Below are 16,926 nucleotides of genomic sequence, written 5' to 3'. Positions count from 1 at the left end.
CACATAGTCTCCCTCACCTTCAGCGTATAGAAAGCCCTTAATCGATCCCTGCATATTGCAAGTAGCACCTGCCTCGGGCACAGATCCGTGATAAGGATAAAGAGATATCAACCCTTCATAATAAGCGGCACCATCAACATTGAAGAAAGTGGCAGGAATTGCAAAGCTCGTATCCACAGTAAAGGTATCCCCTGATATATAATCAAGCCACATCCCTGTGCTATCAAAGCCAACAAAAGAATAATGCAAGAAATAAAAAGAAGCGTTGTCAGATTTATTCCACGAAACCAGTACATCTGAACCTAAACTTACGGTATCATCATCTGCAGGTTGAGTAATATTGGCAGTGTCAGGTATAACAAAAGTTCCCTCACAACCACCTAAAGGGGAGTTTGTTATCATTGTATATTGCAACCCAATGGAAAGTGATAATGTATCACTGAAATAAATACCACCTAAACCCAATTCTTTGCGGGAAATCGTATATACCGTGGTATCATGTTCCACTTTCACCTCCGAAAAAGCTATATCAGGAATAGGGTCTGACAGCAAATAAGCCTCCTGGTGATCTTCACTTACAAAAGCCACAAAAAAGGCATCGTTGGCGTCATGAGTACTGCCTGTCTCTGTCGAGCAGCCCGTACTGCAAATTGTGGAAACGGACACCGTAACTACAAGAACAACGAACATCAACGTTGATAACATACTCCACACCCTTTTTACCATCATATACTCCCCCCTTCAAACAATATTAGTTTAAAGATTTGAAAATTCTGCTATTATCCCTAACAACACTTTATTGCACTATGCTTCATGACACTATGCATATTCAAATAAAGTACAAATGCAGGACTATTCCTACACTTACTTCTGGACTTTCTTATATCCAAAATGCTACGCACAGAAGAAAGGCAGATCCCCAATTCAATGCCAAACTTCTTTTTCATCTTAATCCAAGTTTCTTTAAGATGGCACCACGTATAGCTTCTTTGGTTGGTTCAGGTATCTTAAAATATCCTGACTTTCTCGTAGGAGTTCCCACGTAAATATACACATAGTCTCCCTCACCTCCAGCGTATAGAAAGCCCTTAATCGATCCCTGCGTATTTGAAGTAGCCCCCGCTTCTAAAGCAGGGCCTTGGTAAGGGTACACATATATTGAAGCTTGGTAAAATGCCGCATCGGGAACATTGAAAAAACTTGCCGGAATCGTGAAAATCGTATCCATCAAAATAGTATCGGCGTACCCGTAATCAATCCAATACCCACCACTATCATATGCGGAAAAAGAGTAATGCAATTCGTAAAAAGATGCATTGCTAATTTTATTCCATGAAACCAATATATTTGAACCTAAACTCATCGTATCATCACTTGTAGGCTGAGTAATGTTGGCAGTATCAGGTATAGTAAAAGTTCCCTGACATTCTCCCAAATTGGTGGTCAACCTAAGCGTATAAGGAGCACCAACTAATAGGGAAAGGGTATCTCCAAAGAATATGTATCCCCGCCCAATGCCTTTCTCGGAGAATATGTATGTATTTGTATCCCATTCTATTACTACGTGCGAAGAAGCTAAATCTGCAACAGGATCAGAAAATAGAAAAGCCTCTTGGTCATTTTCGTCTATAAAAGCAACGAAAACAGCACTCAAATAAGTTGTATCGTGAACAAAAAGGGTATCTGTTTTTACTGTACATCCAGTATTGCTAACTGTAGAAACAGAGACCGTTAGAGTCATCAAAGCCAATAATACACCAGCCCCTATTTCCAAGATTTTCCTTACCATATTAAGCCTCTTTTAACTTGCAAGAGTCAGTTTATTTATTATACTACTTGATAAATTTTGCATTCAACTTGAATTTGAAAATACCGCAAACCTGCTTTACCTTTATTTTTGAGAAGGAGGTAAGATGCCTCTCTTAAAACTTGAAAAAGTCGAAAAGATATACAATACAGGAAAAGTACAAGTCCATGCCCTGAAGGGCATTGACCTCGAGGTAGAAAAAGGAGAATTTATTGCCCTGGTTGGGCCATCAGGTTCCGGTAAAACAACTCTTCTTAACCTTATAGGATGCATAGACAAACCTACAAAGGGAAAAGTTTTTATTGAAAATACCGTTCTAAATGAGAAAAGCTCCGATGAACTTGCCCAGTTAAGAAGGCACTATTTTGGCTTCATTTTTCAAAGTTTTAATCTTATACCCGTCCTGAACGTTTATGAAAACGTGGAAATTGCCTTAAATCTAAAATACCCAAGGCTTTCAAAAAAGGGGAAGGAGCGCAAAATTCTTGAGATTCTGGAATTAGTTGGACTCAAGGACAAAAAGGACATTAAACCCCTCGAACTTTCTGGTGGAGAGCAACAAAGGGTTTCCATAGCAAGAGCGCTGGTTAAAGATCCCGAATTTGTCCTCGCCGATGAGCCTACAGCCAACCTGGATTCGGAAACAGGAAAGAATATCGTAAATCTAATGAAAGAACTTAATGAAAAGCAGGGTGTTACATTTATTTTCTCCACTCACGATCCATTAATAATGCAGTATGCTAAAAGAATAATAAAACTAAGGGACGGAAAAATCGAGGTATAATATGTTAAAAACGGCTTTCAGAAATTTATTCAGGCACAAAAGGAGAACCCTGCTAACTTTTTCCATCTTAAGCGTTGCGATAATGTATTATATTGTTATCCAGGGCATGCTTGATGGATTTGAGATTGAATCAACAAAAAACTTCATAAACCTGGAAACGGGACATCTGAAAATAACATCGGAGGAATATAACCCAGAAACCTTTGAAGGGAGAATGCATACCTATATTAATGTGGAAAAGACACTAAAGTCATTGCCTTTCGTCAAAGGAATATGTCCAAGACTTAAAATAGCAGGGTTTCTGGACAATGGAATAGATGAATATCCTGTTATAATTGTGGGAATCGATCCAGATAAGGATACTGCAGTTTTTGAACTACATAAGTACACTAATGGCCTGATCTCACAGTCAGGGCTTTGGATCGGAAGTGTAATCGCTGATAGATTTAAAGTAAAGGAAGGTGATGTTCTATACTTAACTTTCAAGGGGAAAAGAGGCGCTATTGTTTCCAAGGAGTTTACTGTGGAAGGTATTATTGATGCACCAAGCTTTATCATCAACAACCTTCAAGTCTTTACACACATAAACTCCCTAAACGAAATTGGGGAATTTGAAGGTGAAATTTCAGAAATATTTGTCAAAACAGACAATTTTGAAAACTCCTTTAAATATAAGATCGAGATTGAAAAAATCCTTCCAAAATATTCAGTAAAAACCTGGCAGGAGGAAGGGAAAGATTTTCTCTCCATAAGTGAAGCGAAAAAATTTTCACAGAACATCTTGCTTTTCTTCATAATTCTTATTGGAATTATAGGTACAACCAACACCCTGATGATAGCAGTTTTTGAAAGAATGAGAGAAATTGGTACCCTAAAGGCAATTGGTATGAAAGATAGTGAGGTTATGAAACTTTTCGTAACCGAAGGCGTACTTATTGGAGTTGTAGGGTCCATTTTTGGCGTTCTTTTAGGTGTGATAATAAATTACCTTCTGGTTAAATACGGAATTGATTGGTCTCCATTGCTTCCGAAGGACATGAACTTCGGTTACCGAGTTTCGGGGGTAATAAAAAATACGTGGAATTTTAAGAGTATCTGGATTTCACTGATTCTCGGGCCAATTTCTACATTAATCGCCAGTTACTTGCCGGCAAAAAAGGCAAAGGGTTTATTACCTGCGGAGTGTTTAAGATGGATATAAAAAAGCTTGCATTTAGAAATTTGATGAGGAATAAGCGCAGGTCGTTTTTGACCGCCCTATCCCTTTTTGTTTCGGGATTTGTAATAGTCGCATTACATGGGTATCTTAAGGGGGCACTCAACGCCTCAAGAGAGTTAATCATCAAACTGGACACAGGACATGTTCTCATCACAACAAAAGACTACTTTGAAAGGCGGATATTCCTGCCACAGGAAGAGTACATAGAGGAACTTGACGAGGTCATAAGTCTTCTTGAAAATTCAAAATATGTGAACTTTTACACCTTGCGGATCAAAGCCGGGGGAATGGTCTTTACTAAGGACGGAACCAACAAGCCCAGCTACCTTTTCGCTATAGATCCAGAAAAGGAATCAAAAACCTTTGAATTGAAGAAAAAAATAGTAGAGGGGACTAGTGATTTAGAGAAAGGTTGTGTTATAGCTTCAGACTTAGCGCGCACCTTGAAGTTAAAACCCGGTGATACTCTTACAATTCTGACACACAGTGTATCAGGCGGCTTATCTGCTACAAAATTACCCGTCTCGGGAATTGCCAGGATAGGTTATGCCACTCTGGATCGTTCACTTATAGTCTTATCCTTTGAACATGCTAAAAAACTTCTAAAAATGGGTGATGGAACCCATGAAATACTTGTATTCCTTAAAAAGGAGAAAGATATAAATAAGTTCATAAATTCCCTTCATTTACCCGAGGGACTTACCGCTAATCCCTACACCTTCGCACTCGGGGGATTTGCCTTTTTTTATAAATTCGCAGACGTTTTTTATCTCAACATTTATATTCTCATCACATTACTTGCTGCCTTTGCCATCATTAATACTATGACCGTTGCTGTTTTCGAAAGAATGCGAGAAATCGGTACGCTAAAAGCCCTTGGAATGACTGATAACGAAATCTTTAAACTATTCGGATTAGAAGGAACCCTTATTGGTTCTACGGGGGGCCTTGCGGGTGGATTAATAGGTTTTCTTACCAACACAATTTTGCATACCAAGGGAATAAACTTTGAATCTTTGATAAAAGGAATAGAATTTCCATTCCCTTACATAATTAGGCCTTCAGCGAATCCATGGATTCTTGTTCTTGCCTTTCTAATTGTCACCTCGATGTCCTTTTTGGCTTCAATCTTTCCTGCCTTGAAGGCAAAGAGACTAACGCCTCAAGAAACTTTGAGAAACATATAGGGGGAACCATGAAAGCAATTTTTATAATATTGGTTCTGTTTCAACAATTTTCTTCAGAGGAAGTTTTAAACAAGTTGAGGAGAAACTTGAAATACAATACCTCCCGCTTCACTGCCGAGATTGAGATTAAAAAAGGAAAAAGAATCCTTACTAAATCTTTTAAAGGATACAGCAAGAGTGAAAACTTTTACCTGGAATTCACGAATCCTGAAGACAGAGGTGTAAAATACCTTAAGTTGAAAGATAATCTTTACATATACTTGCCCGATATTGACGATGTAGTAAGGCTTTCTGGTGATATGCTCAAGCAATCCTTCATGGGAAGTGACCTATCCTATGAGGACGTCATGCAAGAAGATCCTTTGAAATATTATATGTCAACTTCTATGAGTGATACGATGATCGGGGAAAGGAAATATGCGATTTTAGAACTTGTGGATACAACGGGAAGCGCCCCATACTACAAAATAAGAATGATTGTGGATCCTAATAAAGGCATCTGGCTTAAAGAGGAGTTAATTACAAAAAGCGGTAGAAAGATAAAAGAAGTGGAAGCTGTTGAATTTAGAAACTTCAAAGGGAGAGAATTTCCCACCCTAATTGTGATGAGAGATTTACGGCTTAAAGATTCTTACACCAAGTTTGTTTTTAAAGAAATTGAATTAGATATTCCCGTCCCTGAAAAGTACTTCTTATTGAGCGAACTCAAAAAATGAAAGTTCTGGCATTAATCTTTCTTTCTACTTTAAAGTTTGGATTATCAGCCTTTGGATTTTATGACTCTAAAAGTGAAAACTTTACGGGGATATTAAGACCTTCCGTTAACATTAACTTGAAGTTTAACGATTTCAGGCTTTACTCAGACTTTGGACTAAATGCAATTAAAACAGAGGATTCTACCGATATCAGGGGGAAGATTTACCAGTGTTACTTAAAATACCAGCATAATGGCCTGGAAATTAAAGGAGGAAAAATCCTGTACATCCCCGGATTTCCGGGGCTCTTCAATCCCTTTTTCTATCCCGTAGCTTTTGAAACTGTTGAAACGGAATTTGAAGGAGAAAAAGGTCTTTTTTTAAGATTCATAAACGATATAATAACGCCAACTCTTTTTTACACATTTAAAGAGAGCACATCTGACATTGTGAAGGCTCAGCTGTCAAAAGGATTCTCAAAATTTGAGATAGGTGTCTACAGCGAGATAAAAAAGGGCTTAAATATTGGAGGCTATTGCGGTTATTTCGGTAAACTGACTGCAAAGATGCAGAGCTTCCTAAAGGATTCTATACTGAAAGTCACAGCCAGCGTTGAGTTTCCAGTAAGGAACACCCTGCTTTTGGTGAGTTTCTCCCATTCCAGTTATCCTGAACTCACGATAATCCCTGCAAATTATATGCTGACAAAAAACCTGCTTGCTGTTGAAGTAAAATTCCAAGACCGCATCTTTGAAATTCCATATTTTCTTTGCTTCTTAGACATAGACAATAAAACGTTTATCTCTCTCCTTGACTATAGATACGTAATGAGCAATAACGTAATTTTAGAAACTGGGTTTACTCTGGGTTTCAAAGAGACAAAAATCAACTACGCAATCTATGGGGGATTTAAACTCACAAAGGGTTTTTAATCCTGAAGTCTTCCTTGTTAAAGAGCGAATGTAGGACTTTAAAATCCCATCTAAAAGAATGAAAGACATAGTTCAAAGCCCCAGTTGCTCGTTAGTTTAAATAAACACATTGGATGTAATAAAAAATCGAGTAAGGGGTTTCAAATCCCACAAATAACTTTAATTCATCTTACCTTAGTACCCGATATTAAGTCCCAGTTTTAAACCATCAAAGGAGGGCAAAATCCTGCACATTCCGCCAGAGCATACGAGTCCTCCCCTCCTTTTCCCATAAGACAAAGCAATACTCCCATTTTCAAAGCGGTATATCACTTCAAAAGTCGCCCAAAAATTCTCGTTATTGAAACGGGGGATTTTCTTGGTAGAATACTCAATCTGAAAGGAAGCACTAAGATTTTCAAATAGATTCAGCCCATAAGTAATTTCAGTCATCCAGTATTTTATGCTATCCTCTTGACTTCGGGTGATTTTAAAACCTAACTCAATTGGCACTTTGAAATTAAACTCAGAATGTGCTTCAAGGTAATAAGTCAATAATGTCTGGTATTCAGGCTCAACTCTGAGATACTTCTCCCTTGCGCCTTTCAAATTCAAAGGTATTCCATTAACATGTCCATAGAATTTTAAATACCCCTCTTGAAAGGCTTTACTATAAGAAGGACTTATAATGCTATTTTCCTTTAAATCAACTATACTGGCGAGTTGCAATTCAAAATAGGAATCAGAGATGTTATAAGTACAGAGTAGGCTCAGCCCTTTGTCGGCGTATCCCGCTTCTGGTAAAAGTTCTTTTTCAGTAATAACTGGTGGAAGATTGTAATTCCAGAAATTTATTGAATCGTAATAGACACCAGAAAGGCTAATATTAAAAGAGTTAAAGTTGCCCATTAAGTTTGCATTAACTCCCAGGCCTTTAAGTCGAGAGTAAGTTATTGGATCAACACCCCATTTCCTCCCAATATTAATTTCAAAACTGACTGACTTTAGAGAAACCTCGCTCCGAAAACCGTAAATTTCTTGAAAAGCTGAACTTTCTGGCATATTTTTTCTGTTCAACCTAACATAGGTTGCTTCAATATCAATGTTCTCTCTTTCACAAGTGATATTTAAAGCTCTAATCACGTCCGTTGTATCGTTGGTTAAGAAAAAAATAAAATTGTCATAATCATAGGAAACCAGTTGGCCACTCAAAAGGTTAAGGGCTATTCCGCCATGCTTTCCCACAATTTCAAAACCCCTTATATACCTCAACCTTCTGAACTGAAAATCACTAACCTGAGATAATACGAGCCCCCTTTGAAATTGCTGCTGAAAATCAAAAAGTTTTAACTCAACGAAATCGTTATTGAAAGAAAAGCCGGGTTTTAACACTAATAATCCCTTGTTCCATTGAGAAGGCTGCTGAATAACAAAATCTGAAAAAATTAAGAAGTTGGAGAGTGAATGCCGGAAGTTTCCAAAGGTCAAAACATGCTCCTCTAAGGATTTTCGATCAAGGAAATAATCTCCGTTTAGGCTAAAGTTAAATTGCACAAGTAAAGCAAATAAAAACCTCATATTTACTCTTCCACTAAGAGTTTTTTCAGTAATTCCTTATCCTTTGTTGAAAATCCCGTAAATCGTTTCAGTAACTTTTTCTCCTTTGAATATAAGAAAGAGGTAGGAAGGGCACTAACGCCATAAGATTTCATAAGAGACTGGTCAAAATCCATTACAACGGGAAAATCCCATTTTTTAGTCTTAATAAAAGCGTCCACCCGACTCAGCTTGCGCTGACCATCTTCATTAATCGCAATAACTACAATATTAAGAGAGTCTTTTATTTTGTTAATTTTGTCAAGTTCCTTCACACAATTGGTACACCAAATAGCCCAAAAGCTAATATAAACGGGCTTCTTGCCCCAAATTGTATCCATATCAACAACGCCATAATTAAAAGTTTTTATTTCTCTTGAATTAAGCAATGCAAAAGTAAACAATACAAATGCTTTAAACATTTACTTAACCTCCAATATTTTTAAGGTTTGCACTTCTGATGATGTAAAGGCTCTAATAAAATAAACCCCATTTTTAAGTTCAAACGGAAGAGAATTCACATAATCAAGATCTCTTGAAAAAAGTAAAACACCCTGTGGATCGTAAACCTCGACTCTTTTTAACCCATCACCATAAAGCATGCCAGACTTGTAGTAAAGTCTTTTCGTGAACTCTCTGACAGGAACCTGCCCTGTGATATAAACTGAATCCCTATCCTGAAAATTGTCAGCATCATAAACTCTATATACCGCATTCAATGGACCAGTTTCAGAACCTGAGTAAAAGTCAAGCTGAATCGTATCTCTAATCCCCGAAGGAATACTCACCTCAACACTATCTGAATAATAGCACATTTGTTGAATACACTGCATAAACTGTAGATCCGAGGGGGCAGATATTCGCTCAAAGTGAAATATAAGGTTTCTTGGAATGCTGTCATTTAAAAGTTCAATCTTCAAAGTGGCATAGCTGTTAGTATCCACATAAATATAAGGAGAACCCAAAGTCCTGAGAGAAAACATTGAAATAATTATGATAAAAACTACACTGCCCATTAAAACCTCCTTTGTAGCACACTAATTATTTTTAAATTAACAGTATCTTGTAAAAAAGCCACAAAATTACCACCAATTAAAAGGTTTTTATCAACTTTCATCTCATAAGGTATCGCTGCAACCGATGAACGGTAGAACGTTACAACATTGTTGAAAATGGAATCGGGGGCACCGGGCTGTTTAAAGATTATGCTATCCCTCGTAAGAAACACAAACAATTTTAATCTTTCCAAACTAAATTCACCAGCCGCACCAATTATCATTCTCGCCGTATCACCTTCATCTATATATGTTACCTTTAGTCCTAAAGAATCTTCCCGGCTTCTAAGTGCTCTGTAATAGTTCTCAAACATGCTCAAACTCACTCCAGAAGAACCTTCAATTCTTTCCTCCCCGTGAATGATCGTAACAGGAGCGGAAGATCCAATATTATAAAGATTTTGCCTTTCCAAAATCGATTCGGGGGAGAGAGTATCACCAAGAGTTCTCATATGATACTGCAAAACCACAACAGAATCGCTCAAGTTTTGTTTCAGAGAGTCGAGGGACTTTTCAACAATAGAACAATTAGGGCATCTCGCATACCCAAAAACCTCAAAAACCGGAATTATTGGTTGAGAAGTAGGCTCCGGCATTTGAGGAAGCCTAGAACATCCTGTTATTAAAAAAAATACTACCAGAAAGAACCTGCGATGTATCAAATTGAAACCCTCCTTCAAAATTATTCATTAATACTTCCGTTAAGATTTTATTTCTCCGAAATAAAGACATTTGTTTCTCTGGTCCACAATGCATATAGTATTCTTTTTCTCCTTGGCTTTCGAAAGGGCAATATCAGCTAAAGAATAGAAGAAAAACTCATCCTGAGATGCTTCGGGACTATTAAAGAAGACACATCCCACGGAAAATGATGATTTAGTAACTGAATCTGCCTGTAAGCTAAAATATTCTTTTCTAACGTCTCTAAAAGCATCAATCACTCTTCCTATGTCAGAAAGCCCAACAAGGATTACACCGAATTCATCGCCCCCTACCCTGCCGACATAGTCTGTCGTGCGAAATTTCTTAGACAATATTTGTCCGAAATTCTTCAAATGTTCATCCCCTTTTAGATGTCCAAAATAATCATTAACCTCTTTAAAGTTATCCAGGTCTATCATGCAAAAAACAAGGTTTTCGCCTTTTTGGGCAACTCTTTGTGCTTCTATCTTTAATGTGCTAAGAAGAGAGTTTCTGTTCATTACTCCAGTAAGTCCGTCTGTTTCGGCAATTTTTTTAAGAGTTATAGTGTGTAGAAAATTTTCCCTTTCCAGTTTTTCCATAACGTAGGAGATAAAAAGACCACCTGCGTAAGTAGAGACGAGGAAAAAATTGTTGTTAATAAAAACCGCCTTTGGTAACGGATTAACTTTCAAACTCACAATTTGAAATCCAATTAAGAGAATAATACCGTTAATTGCTGCGTAGACAAACCTTAACCTCAGCAGAGCAAAGTTAAAAAACAAAACCAATGTCAAGCCTTGAGAGTACAGATACATTGAAGGGGGTTTTATAAGCGCAAGCATTGCAAGGATACCAAAACCACCTATTAGTGCAGCAAGAGATGATATCATTTGTAAATGCCTGTGAAAAATTTTTAGAAAAGTCAGGAAAAATAAAATAAAAATAACAGGAACGACAAACTCGAATCTGATCATCCAAATTACCGTTTTCAAAGTCCCAACTATTACAGCGTCAAGTAAGGCAAAGATTGAATATAGGAAAATACCAAAAAGTAAGGCCAACCTTATAATTGGCAAAGATTTTCGTGCATATTCCTCACGGAATTTTCTCTCAAGACCCGTGTCTTTAAAGCGCAAAGTAAACAATCTCATTATACTCACTGTTTTTACAGATAAAGTTTATAGCCAAAATTTCTAATTTTCAAAAAGTTGAAGTTTTATTCTTTAAAATTGTGCCTTTTCATTTATAAATGTGAGTTCCAAAACCGTTGTAGAGTGCGTCATGCGCTTTTTCAATAGAAGTTATAATAACCTTTCTTCCGCCATTTTCAAGAAAATCAAAGGCTGCCTCAATTTTTGGTCCCATCGAACCTTCAGGGAATTGACCCTCTTCGTAGTATTTTCTGAGTTCATCAACCTTAACTTCTTTCAAAGGCCTTGCATCAGGTTTTCCAAAGTTAACATAAACATAATCAACTTCAGTTAAAATCATGAAAAGATCAGCCTTTATTTCTCTCCCTAAAAGGGCCGAAGCCCGATCCTTGTCTATTACCGCTTCAACACCTTTCAAAACACCATTCTCTTCAATTACAGGTATGCCACCTCCACCTGAAGCAATAACTATCACGCCTTCATCGACAAGTTTAGAAATTATTGGAGCTTCAACGGTTTTAAGTGGCCTTGGAGATGGGACAACTACTCTATAACCCCTTCCTGCATCTTCCTTCATCACCCATCCAAAATTTTTCATCAATTCTTCTGCTTCTTCCTTGGTAAAGAAATCACCAATCGGTTTAGTGGGATTTTTGAAAGCAGGATCATTTTTGTCAACCACTACTTGAGTAACTATAGCAACAACTTCTTTATCAATGCTATCTTCTCGCAGTTGTTTTCTAATTGCTCTCGAAACAATGTACCCGATCCACCCTTGAGTCTCAGCATTGAGAGCGTCAAGGGGGTACGGAGGAAACTTTTGCCTTGAAAAGATATTTCTAAAAAACTCTACCCCGACCTGTGGACCATTCCCATGCGTGATACAAATCTTATAGCCTTCTTCTGCAAGGGCAACCACCGGTTTTATGACCTTCGAAGCATTTAAATACTGATGTTCTATGGTAAAAGGTTCTCCCTTTCTTCTGAGTGCATTTCCACCGAGGGCTATAATGATCTTCTCCATTTCATACCTCCTTAACAAAGGCGCAAACTGCTATTGCGAAATCCCTTTCATGGGATACACTTATTGAAGAGCCTCGCACAATTTCCCCATTTACCCTAACAAAAGGAGTTCCCTCTGAATTCAAAATTTCAATATTTCTCAAACTTATATTCTTAAGTCCCATAGCCTTTATCACCGCCTCTTTAGCTGCAAACTTCCCTGCATAGCAAATATGCCGGTCTTTTCTTCTACTGCAGTAATCATACTCAACTTTTGAAAAGACCCTTTGAAGAAATTTATCTCCATACTTCTCAATCAAAAAAGAAAACCTTTTTACACTCACTATATCAATTCCAACGGAAATCATTTTAAAAAGAGTAGTCCAAACTTAACTGGAGATTAACTACCCTCCTGCGATCCAAAAAGGGTAAATAGACTTCGTTACCCTCTGGATCAACGATATTCATGTTTAGTAAACCAGTATGCGGATAAGTTGTTAACTTATCCTTCACCTTAAAACGCAAACCGAGATTGGGTCTAATCCTTTCAACAACGGATAAAAACCACTTGCTACCATCACCATAAAGAAAGTCGATACCAGTATCTTCAAAATGCCAGAGAGAATAACCGTTAGTTGCCCATACCACTGCACCTGCTTTGATTGAGAGACCTGAAGTTACATCCCTATCTAAGTAAAAAGAAAGAAAAGAACCGTAAATGGATGTTCTGAAATCAATACCCCGTTCGGTTAATTTCATTATAGAATTTCTATACTCTGCGGTAAAGAAAGTACCACCAAAGGGAATCATAAACTGCAATGAGTTTTCTTTAAGCCAACTGGTAGAGATCCCAAGGTACCTGATATTTGATTTCCTTTGCATCCTATTGGTATACCTGATTCTGAACTGGTTAATAACTCTATATTCCACCTGGAATTGAGCCCGGTAGTTATTCTGCAAATCTGATTTGTCTCGCCACAAATCAAGGTATAACCTTGGAAAGAGAAGCCTTGCAAAAGGTTGATACCTTGCTTCAATATAGATACCTTGTTCAGGTTTTGGAAAGGGAAGATATCCAAGGCTCGCATACATGGGATCTATAAGCCTGTAACTTCTTGTTAAGACGGTGTATCTGAACCGCGTATCTTCGTAGAAGGTTCTTGCATAAGGGTTTGTGTAGTTAATGTCGTAATCTCTGTAAATTAGTGTCAAGTTAAAAATGCTTTGTTGAACTCTTCCTTTTAAAAAAACTGCATCTCCTCCCTTGAGTTCTTTCGCATACTCCATCTCAAGAGAAAAGGGGTAAAGGACCGTTCTACCAGAAAGCTGGATAAACTTTTTCTCCCGCCCACCAATCCAGTTGAAAACTGGATCAGAAAAATCTTCTCTATCGAGGGGAATATCCATGAAGGAAAAGTTGCAGAGCATTGGACGAGAATACCATATTCTCATTCCCGAAAAACCTATTTGGGTCCCAGGAATTTTTTCCAGAACATCCAGTTTTACATTAAATCCCTGGACTTTTTCGTAAAACTTATCTCTGAAAACGGAGGGTATAAAATCCCCATCGTAATAAAAAATCAGATTTCCCTCTTTATCTTCAACTCCATTTTTTAAAGAGTAAGAATGCCACAGGGAGATTTTCACAGGCCCTTTAACGGCCTCAACCGCACCTCCATAAAGAGAAAATGCATCATAACGTGAAAGGTCACCAAATATTCCAAAAACCCTATCCATAAGCCGGGATCTTCCCTCGTCACTGTTATCAATAAGAAGACCATGATCGAGGGTAATCCGATAGTACCCAAGAATTCCCTTATTAAGAACTAATCCAAAGGGTAACTTTAGCTTTTCCACCGATGCGAAGTACTTTGGCAAGGGTTGAGGTAAATAGGGATTGTTGTAATAGGAGAGTCCTACTCTCACCTTCCCCCAAGCGAGGCCGTTAAATTTAAACCTAATATATGGTTCGGGTTTTAAGCGGGAAGATTCATCCTTTTCCTTTAAAAGCTGATTAGCAAGCCAAAGGCTATCTTGGGCAGTCCAACCCGCTGCCTTTAAGTTGGTCCAAAGAGTTGTGGTCGTATCTGCTATAGAGGTAGTTAACTGTTCAAGGCGGGCTTCAATGTCGCTGGTCTCTTCTTGGAAAAGTTCTGAATAATGGCTAATATTAAAGGTAACCCATCCAGTAAAGGGAACAGGTCTCGTATCTCTGAAGGTTATGTAAGGAAGCATGTTGCGATACCCGTAATATGATAGGCCAGGAGCCCTTCTAAGATGAGAAGGCCTCAGAAAACCAACCATTTTGGCTCTCTTATAAGTTTGAACTGCATCAATGAGCGAAACTCCATATATGGAATACAGCTCGTCAATAGAAGCCTTATTTACATTTATAGGATTAGCAAGAGCGCTGAACCAGTAATCCAGCGCTGTTTCTTGAGGGCTTTCTTCAGTAACTATCCTTTCCCTTACTTCCTGAGCATAAAAAGAAAAGTAAGCTCCTCTCTCCCTTTGACTAAAATAGACCCGCTCCTTCAAAATTTTAATATCTTCTGGCGTAAGAAAGGGCAGTTTAGCCACCTCATAGATATCCTGAAAAGGACCGTAATTTTCCCGATAGGTATAAAGCTTCACTACTTTAATGCTGTCAATGGGAAGGGCCTTGAGAAGTTCCTCTACACTTGATTTGTTGAGATCAACCTTTCCCTCAAATTGAGAAATAACGAAAATGAGAAGAAAATGCTTTAACACTATCACCTCCTGAAATTGATAGAAAAGGAATGAGCGGGAGACAACTCAAAGTTCGTTGAAAAGGCATAACCTACAATAAAACCTTTCAAATTAATTTCAAGCCCAAAGGAAGCCTTTTTGTAATCATCACCGTAATTTAGACCCCCTTTAACCTGAAGAAGCCCATCTGCGAGGGAAACCTCCTCACCGAGCATAAAAATGGGAGAATTGCCAGGATACATACGAAAACTCAAATAAGTGGAACTCAATCCTTGAATGGAAATAGTTATACCGGTATCCAAATATTGAGGCAAATCGCTTCCCCTGATAGCACTTCGTGTTATATTTTTATAAAAAACACCGGCAGAAACAAAATCTGAGACCGCAGATTGTATGCCCAGATCAATTCCACCCTTGTAATCTGTGCCAAATCTTGGGTCCTGAAACTTGTATATATTTAAACTGCCACCTACATTGATGACCCCTACATTTCTCCCATAAGAGAGGAGATACATTCCTTCAGCGTACTTGCCCTCATTCTCTATGTTCAGAAAATACTCACTAATCCCAATAGCAAAATTAGAATACTTAAATCCAAGAATTGTTGATTTTAGGCCCTTAATGTTACCATAAGGGATTTCATAAGAAAGCAAAAGTTCAAATTTGGAACCAGAAGAAAGACCTGCAGGATTAATAAAGAGAGCCTCTACACCAAAGACACCACCAACGCCGCTTTCAGAAATTGATCTTGAATAGGTAGTAATTCCAATGTTTTCGTGAGATGCGAATAGTAAACCAACCAAAATTAGAAGAGGCGATGCTTTTAATATTTTCTTCATAAAAGTCTCCTCATATTTTCATACCGATCCTGATAAAGCGGAAAGGATTCACAGAGTTCCTGAACTTCCCTTCTTACATCGGCAATAACCTTCTCATCATCGGGAGCCTTTAAAACCTTACTTATTAATTTCCCTATCTTTACCATCTCATCCTCTTTCATACCCCTTGTAGTCACTGCGGGGGTTCCAATCCTTATACCACTTGTAACTGTGGGCTTTTCGGGATCAAAGGGGATAGTATTTTTGTTCACTGTAATGCCCGCCTTTTCCAGAGCCTTTTCAGCAATATTTCCAGTAATCTTAAAGGGTCTCAAATCCACGAGCATTAAATGATTATCCGTCCCTCCTGTAACAAGACGCAGTCCCTCGGACATGAGGGTCTCAGCCAGCTTCTTAGCGTTCTTTACAATCTGCTCCTGGTATTGTTTAAATTCAGGAGTAAGTGCCTCCTTAAAAGCAACGGCCTTCGCAGCAATAACATGCATTAATGGTCCTCCCTGAGCGCCCGGAAATACCGCTTTATCAATATCTTTCGCAAACTCAGCCTTGCACATAATCATACCGCCTCTCGGTCCACGCAAGGTTTTATGAGTCGTCGTTGTAACAAAATGGGCATAAGGAATAGGTGAGGGATGAACTCCTGCTGCAACAAGTCCAGCAATGTGCGCAATGTCGGCCATGAAATAGGCTCCAACCTCATCTGCAATTTCCCTGAACTTATCCCACTCAATAATTCTGGGATAGGCTGAATATCCTGATAAAATAATCTTGGGCTTATGTTCTAAAGCAAGCTTCCTTACGAGGTCAAAATCAATCCTTTCCGTTTCAGGGTGAACTGTGTAATGGACTACATTGTAAAGTTTTCCAGAAAAAGAAACCTTGTGGCCATGAGAAAGGTGACCGCCATGAGAAAGCTGCATCGATAAAATTGTGTCGCCGGGATTTAGTACCGCGAAATAAACCGCCATATTTGCCTGAACACCCGAGTGAGGCTGGACGTTAACATGATCAGCACCAAAAAGCTGTTTTGCCCTTTCAATGGCAAGCTTCTCAACTACATCCACAAATTCGCATCCCCCATAATACCGCGCCCCAGGATACCCCTCCGCGTACTTGTTGGTCATAACATTGCCCATCGCTTCCATCACTGCATCAGAAGTGAAGTTCTCCGAAGCAATTAGCTCAAGGCCATTTCTCTGCCTTTGAAGCTCATTAAAGATAGCCTCAAACACTTCACGGTCAGTTTTTCTTAAGTTTTCAAACATG

17 protein-coding genes are annotated in these 16,926 nt (G+C 38.4%); 5 read left to right on the top strand and 12 right to left on the bottom strand.

Going from position 1 to position 16,926, the window contains the following annotated elements:
- Together QMD82_02740 and QMD82_02735 are read right to left on the bottom strand one after the other, a co-directional pair.
- Nucleotides 1-729: hypothetical protein (locus QMD82_02740; protein MDI6850837.1), on the bottom strand; the 729-nt coding region annotated here is incomplete at its 3' end.
- Between the two features lie 214 nt (nt 730-943).
- On the bottom strand, nt 944-1,789 hold the full coding sequence (locus QMD82_02735; GenBank protein ID MDI6850836.1) for a hypothetical protein: 846 nt from the start codon (nt 1,787-1,789) through the stop codon (nt 944-946).
- Between the two features lie 124 nt (nt 1,790-1,913).
- Between QMD82_02735 and QMD82_02730 the strand changes: the two genes are divergently transcribed.
- The 5 genes from QMD82_02730 to QMD82_02710 are packed head-to-tail and all read left to right on the top strand — an operon-like array spanning nt 1,914 to nt 6,624.
- Nucleotides 1,914-2,591, top strand: coding sequence for an ABC transporter ATP-binding protein (locus QMD82_02730; GenBank protein MDI6850835.1), 678 nt, complete (start codon nt 1,914-1,916; stop codon nt 2,589-2,591).
- Nucleotide 2,592: 1 nt separating this feature from the next.
- Nucleotides 2,593-3,792 carry an FtsX-like permease family protein gene (locus tag QMD82_02725; protein ID MDI6850834.1) on the top strand — a complete coding sequence of 400 codons (1,200 nt, stop codon included), beginning with the start codon at nt 2,593-2,595 and terminating at the stop codon, nt 3,790-3,792.
- A complete protein-coding gene (locus QMD82_02720; GenBank protein MDI6850833.1) occupies nt 3,783-4,997 on the top strand; it encodes an FtsX-like permease family protein in 1,215 nt (404 codons plus the stop codon). The genes QMD82_02725 and QMD82_02720 overlap by 10 nt, the downstream gene beginning before the upstream one ends.
- Before the next feature lie 8 nt (nt 4,998-5,005).
- Entirely contained in the window at nt 5,006-5,713 is a 708-nt protein-coding gene (locus QMD82_02715; GenBank protein MDI6850832.1) for an outer membrane lipoprotein-sorting protein, read from the top strand.
- Complete coding sequence (locus tag QMD82_02710) at nt 5,710-6,624, top strand: hypothetical protein (protein MDI6850831.1); 915 nt, start codon at nt 5,710-5,712, stop codon at nt 6,622-6,624. Before QMD82_02715 ends, QMD82_02710 begins: the two co-directional genes overlap by 4 nt.
- A 174-nt stretch (nt 6,625-6,798) precedes the next feature.
- Here QMD82_02710 and QMD82_02705 read toward each other — a convergent pair whose 3' ends face one another.
- The 10 genes from QMD82_02705 to glyA all read right to left on the bottom strand — a co-directional run bounded on the left by QMD82_02705 (nt 6,799) and on the right by glyA (nt 16,925).
- Entirely contained in the window at nt 6,799-8,181 is a 1,383-nt protein-coding gene (locus QMD82_02705; protein ID MDI6850830.1) for a DUF6029 family protein, read from the bottom strand.
- Nucleotides 8,182-8,183: 2 nt separating this feature from the next.
- Nucleotides 8,184-8,621, bottom strand: a complete 438-nt coding sequence (locus QMD82_02700; GenBank protein ID MDI6850829.1) for a TlpA disulfide reductase family protein — start codon at nt 8,619-8,621, stop codon at nt 8,184-8,186.
- Nucleotides 8,622-9,215 carry a T9SS type A sorting domain-containing protein gene (locus QMD82_02695; GenBank protein ID MDI6850828.1) on the bottom strand — a complete coding sequence of 198 codons (594 nt, stop codon included), beginning with the start codon at nt 9,213-9,215 and terminating at the stop codon, nt 8,622-8,624. It abuts the gene before it with no gap.
- Nucleotides 9,215-9,850 (bottom strand): hypothetical protein, encoded by a 636-nt coding sequence (locus QMD82_02690; GenBank protein MDI6850827.1) that lies wholly within the window; start codon nt 9,848-9,850, stop codon nt 9,215-9,217. The genes QMD82_02695 and QMD82_02690 overlap by 1 nt, the downstream gene beginning before the upstream one ends.
- Nucleotides 9,851-9,955: 105 nt before the next feature.
- Complete coding sequence (locus QMD82_02685) at nt 9,956-11,089, bottom strand: GGDEF domain-containing protein (GenBank protein MDI6850826.1); 1,134 nt, start codon at nt 11,087-11,089, stop codon at nt 9,956-9,958.
- 88 nt (nt 11,090-11,177) lie between these two features.
- Nucleotides 11,178-12,113, bottom strand: coding sequence for a carbamate kinase (gene arcC / locus QMD82_02680; protein MDI6850825.1), 936 nt, complete (start codon nt 12,111-12,113; stop codon nt 11,178-11,180).
- A gap of 1 nt (nt 12,114) precedes the next feature.
- Nucleotides 12,115-12,459, bottom strand: a complete 345-nt coding sequence (acpS, locus tag QMD82_02675; GenBank protein ID MDI6850824.1) for a holo-ACP synthase — start codon at nt 12,457-12,459, stop codon at nt 12,115-12,117.
- Nucleotide 12,460: 1 nt separating this feature from the next.
- On the bottom strand, nt 12,461-14,842 hold the full coding sequence (locus tag QMD82_02670) for a hypothetical protein (protein ID MDI6850823.1): 2,382 nt from the start codon (nt 14,840-14,842) through the stop codon (nt 12,461-12,463).
- Between the two features lie 2 nt (nt 14,843-14,844).
- Nucleotides 14,845-15,660, bottom strand: a complete 816-nt coding sequence (locus QMD82_02665) for a hypothetical protein (protein MDI6850822.1) — start codon at nt 15,658-15,660, stop codon at nt 14,845-14,847.
- On the bottom strand, nt 15,657-16,925 hold the full coding sequence (glyA, locus tag QMD82_02660) for a serine hydroxymethyltransferase (protein ID MDI6850821.1): 1,269 nt from the start codon (nt 16,923-16,925) through the stop codon (nt 15,657-15,659). Before glyA ends, QMD82_02665 begins: the two co-directional genes overlap by 4 nt.
- Nucleotide 16,926 lies beyond the last annotated feature (1 nt).

The organism is bacterium (assembly GCA_030019025.1).
In the GTDB taxonomy this organism is placed as follows: Bacteria; Hydrothermota; Hydrothermia; order UBA1063; family UBA1063; genus UBA1063.
Note: the sequence above shows the minus strand (reverse complement) of the source record. Positions and strands in the feature narration are given on the sequence as shown.